At 41.7% G+C, this 3,728-nt stretch carries 5 protein-coding genes; all 5 read right to left on the bottom strand.

The genetic code is table 11. The features are described from left to right. Positions 1-315: 315 nt before the first annotated feature. Positions 316-1,506 (bottom strand): cell envelope integrity protein TolA, encoded by a 1,191-nt coding sequence (gene tolA, locus FTV37_RS16645; RefSeq protein WP_180064293.1) that lies wholly within the window; start codon positions 1,504-1,506, stop codon positions 316-318. Positions 1,507-1,509: 3 nt separating this feature from the next. Further along, positions 1,510-1,959 (bottom strand): protein TolR, encoded by a 450-nt coding sequence (gene tolR / locus FTV37_RS16640; RefSeq protein WP_078190369.1) that lies wholly within the window; start codon positions 1,957-1,959, stop codon positions 1,510-1,512. Next, positions 1,959-2,657 carry a protein TolQ gene (gene tolQ / locus FTV37_RS16635; protein WP_180064292.1) on the bottom strand — a complete coding sequence of 233 codons (699 nt, stop codon included), beginning with the start codon at positions 2,655-2,657 and terminating at the stop codon, positions 1,959-1,961. Before tolQ ends, tolR begins: the two co-directional genes overlap by 1 nt. 27 nt (positions 2,658-2,684) lie before the next feature. Beyond that, a complete protein-coding gene (gene ybgC / locus FTV37_RS16630; RefSeq protein WP_078190367.1) occupies positions 2,685-3,092 on the bottom strand; it encodes a tol-pal system-associated acyl-CoA thioesterase in 408 nt (135 codons plus the stop codon). Between the two features lie 215 nt (positions 3,093-3,307). Then, on the bottom strand, positions 3,308-3,728 hold a 421-nt coding region (locus tag FTV37_RS16625; protein ID WP_180064291.1), incomplete at its 5' end, for a hypothetical protein.

The following is a 3,728-nucleotide window of genomic DNA, read 5'->3' as shown; positions in this document are numbered from 1 at the left end:
AATGATTTTTAATTCTATTCGACGGAGTCTTACATCTAGGGGTGAATAAAGGGATTAGCCTTCGGCTGGAGGTACTTTTGTTTTGGCAAAAGTACCCAAAACCATTGTCATCCGCAAAACTCGTTCACTAGCGTCAAATTATTCAAAGTATCGCAAAAACATTTTTGATTAAAAGTAGTCCTGTCTCAAACACTTGCGGATGACGTTACCGCGTATCATATACTTTTATTTAAATCAAATTACGCTTCTGGTGTTACTGCGTAACATCAGTAAGTAAATAAAAAAATCCCCGCAACGAATGCAGGGATTTAAAAATTAACGTGATGACTTGAAGGTGGACGTAAAACTTTGAGCTTCACGTTTTGCATCTGGGTCACTCGGCATTGGGTATGGTGCAGCAGCTCGAACAGCAGCCTCAATACTGGCTTTCATATCAGGGTCACTAGAGTTCACGATCACTGATCGAACTGAACCACTTTCCGTAAGGGTAACGCGAGCAGTCGCCGTTTTACCTGCAGAGTCAGAAGGCGTATCCCACGCACGCTTAATCCTATTTTCAAAATCACGTTTTGCTGTTGAAGCAATTTTCTTCGCTTCAGCTTTTTTCTGTGCTGCTTCTTCAGCTGCTTTTTTTGCAGATGAAGCTTTGGCTTCTTCGGCTGCACGTTCGCGTGCTTCGGCATCGGCTTTTGCCTTTGCATCAGCCTTAGCTTTGGCATCAGCATCTGCTTTACGTTTTGCAGCTTCTGCATTGGCCTTAGCTTTGGCATCAGCATCTGCTTTACGTTTTGCAGCTTCCGCATTGGCCTTGGCTTTCGCATCAGCATCAGCTTTACGTTTTGCAGCTTCTGCATTGGCTTTAGCTTTTGCATCTGCATTGGCTTTTGCCGTTGCTGCAGCTTTGGCTTTGTCAGCTTCTGCTTTTCTTAATGCATCGGCACGGATTTTTTCAGCCTTGGCTTTTGCATCAGCATCTGCTTTACGTTTTGCTGCGTCAGCATTGGCTTTCGCCGTAGCATCTGCTTTTGCCTTAGCCGCATCCGCTTTGGCTTCTTGTTGCGCTTTTAGTTTTGCAGCTTCAGCCGCTTTAGCTTGTTCTTGAGCACGCTTTGCATTGTCCGCAGCTTTTTGTTCAGCAAGCTGCTGTGCTTTTGCCGCAGCGCGTGCCTGTTGAGCAGCAATCTGTGGATCTGCCTTAGGTGGTTCTGCTGGCTTAGGTGGTGCAGCCGTTGGAATCTCGGGTGCTGGTTCAACGCTAGGTTCTGCTGTTTGCGTGATTTGTTCAGCTACATTTTCATGCGCGGTTTCATCAAACTCTGTGACTTCACGTGTTACAGGTTTTAAATCTTCCGGTTTTACCAAAACAGTGGTTATTTTTTTAGGGGGCTCAGGTGGTTTACTCATGCCAAGATAAAGTAAGCCAACCACAGCGACGATATGCACACCTAGTGTGAAACCAATCGCAACGGCTTTTTGTTTAAAAGGCGGCTTTTTGAAATCTTTCATAAATTATTTTAATGGCTCAGTCAGTAAACCTACTTGTGTTAAACCTGCATCTTGAAGGGCAGACATGAGTTTCATGACTTCACCATAAGGACGAGATTCACTGCCGTTAATCAGGACACTCATTTGCTTTTTCTGTTCGTTCGCTTCATTTTGCGAAGCCGTTAAAACAGATTTTAGTTCATCGAGTGTGAGTACATCATTTTGATGATTTTTATCTTCGAGTTTGATCGTACCATCCGCCTCAAGTGTAACAATCGCAGGGCGATCTTCCGCTTGCATAGGCGTGCCATTCGCCTGTGGTAAGTCGACTTTGACACCTGTGGTGATCATAGGTGCAGTGACCATGAAAATCACCAATAAAACCAACATGACATCAATATAAGGTACGACGTTCATGTCACTTTTTAATGGTTTTTTGATGCGCTCAAAGCGTCCAGAACGTTGAATAGCCATTAGTCATCGTCCTGAGTTGAACCTACAGACTGGCGTTGTAATAACGCAACCATTTCTTCGGCAAAAAGTGCACGATCGTTATAAACGGCTTCACCTTTGGCTGTGAAATGGTTAAATGCAAGTACAGCAGGAATCGCTGCAAAAAGACCAATTGCCGTTGCAATCAATGCCTCTGCAATACCAGGAGCAACCGTAGCAAGGGTGACTTGGTCAACATCTGCCAAACCAATAAAGGCATTCATAATGCCCCAAACGGTACCAAATAAACCAACATAGGGAGCAACTGAGCCAATACTCGCAAGCGCGCCTAAACCATTTTCTAAATGTCCTTGGTCACGGCTTAAACCCACGCGAAGAATACGTTCTGTACCTTCAATTGATTGTTCTGCACTGGCATTACGTTTTTTAAGTTTGAAAAACTCGCCTAAACCTTGATAGAAGACATCTTCAAGGCCAACACGTTTCGAGTTGAGCTGAGCATTGTTGTATAAAGTGTTGAGTTCGGCGCCAGACCAAAAGATTTTTTGGAAATGTTCATCATCGGCCTGCGCTTTTTTATAACTCATGTGTAACTTGGCAATCAGATACCAACTGAATAACGAAGCTAAGAGCAGCAGGAGCATTACCAGTTGTACGACAGGACTTGCTTGTAAGATTAGGTCTGAAACTTTGAGTGTTGATTCTAGTTGAGTTGCCATAGTTACTACATGTGCCAAATAATTTTTTTAATCTTGTTCCAATTCTTTCAGAATCAGTTCACGTATTTCATCAGGAAGGCGACGGGGTTTCATCTCTGCACTGATACATGCCAATTCTACCTCACCTGATGCCAGCATAATATCACCACGATAAATATTTTGTTGCAACACAAATGACGTAGCCTTACACGAAACTACACTTGCTGTAACAGTAATCAGGTCATCCATTAATATAGGACGTGAATATTTCACATTAATTTTATGAACGACAAAGTTGTAATCTTTTTGATGCCAATAATGGTCTACACCTGAAGCGCGTAGCCATTCTGTGCGGGTACGTTCCATAAAGCGAATATGATTTGCGTGGTAAACAATGCCACCTGCATCTGTATCTTCAATATATACACGAATGTTGAATTCGAATTTATTCGCCATGAGAGTGTTCCGTCTTTATAAAATCTGAAAAATATTGGTCTGCACTTCAGCAAAGAATTAGAGCATTTAAAAATGGCGATAATTCAATGATTCGTCAAGTGCTTCAATGACGGGCAGTTTAGCACCGTGAGTCATCAGTCCAATGGCACAAGGTTTCAACTCACGTAAATCTTTAACTTTCGTAGTTGTAATTATTGGTTAAAAAGTGGCTGCTTTTAATTTGTTTGTTCATCTAATTTAAATTTTGCATCGACAAAATCCTGTAGATGAGCTGCTAAATATCCCGCAATATGAAAGTGAGTTTCTTCCATTTTCTTTTTCTGTTGCTTTGGAAGTAATGCTTTTAAAGATTCATACATATACGTTAAGCAGCAAAAGCCAAGGCCAATAACTACCATGAGTAAAAGTTTATTAGGTAGATCTATCCAGAAAAACACATAAACGAGTATGACTAAAGCAAAGAATGAGAAGCTGAAATACAACGTATTAATTTTTGCTGGCTTAAAGTTTTCCTTGACCAAAGCTTGTACGTCGTCGTGATAGTACGTCCCAATAAAAATGAGGGCAGAAGCATAGTTGAAGCTCAGGTTTTTTATACGATATGTAGAAGGCGATTGCTTAATAGTTAAAATATTA

Source organism: Acinetobacter sp. YH16042 (genome assembly GCF_013417245.1).
Classification (GTDB): domain Bacteria; phylum Pseudomonadota; class Gammaproteobacteria; order Pseudomonadales; family Moraxellaceae; genus Acinetobacter; species Acinetobacter amyesii.
This window is presented reverse-complemented; position numbering and strand designations above follow the sequence as displayed.

Coding starts and splice junctions, on each gene's coding strand:
- tolA (WP_180064293.1), bottom strand. CDS start 1,506: ATGAAAGATTTCAAAAAGCCGCCTTTTAAACAAAAAGCCGTTGCGATT.
- tolR (WP_078190369.1), bottom strand. CDS start 1,959: ATGGCTATTCAACGTTCTGGACGCTTTGAGCGCATCAAAAAACCATTA.
- tolQ (WP_180064292.1), bottom strand. CDS start 2,657: ATGGCAACTCAACTAGAATCAACACTCAAAGTTTCAGACCTAATCTTA.
- ybgC (WP_078190367.1), bottom strand. CDS start 3,092: ATGGCGAATAAATTCGAATTCAACATTCGTGTATATATTGAAGATACA.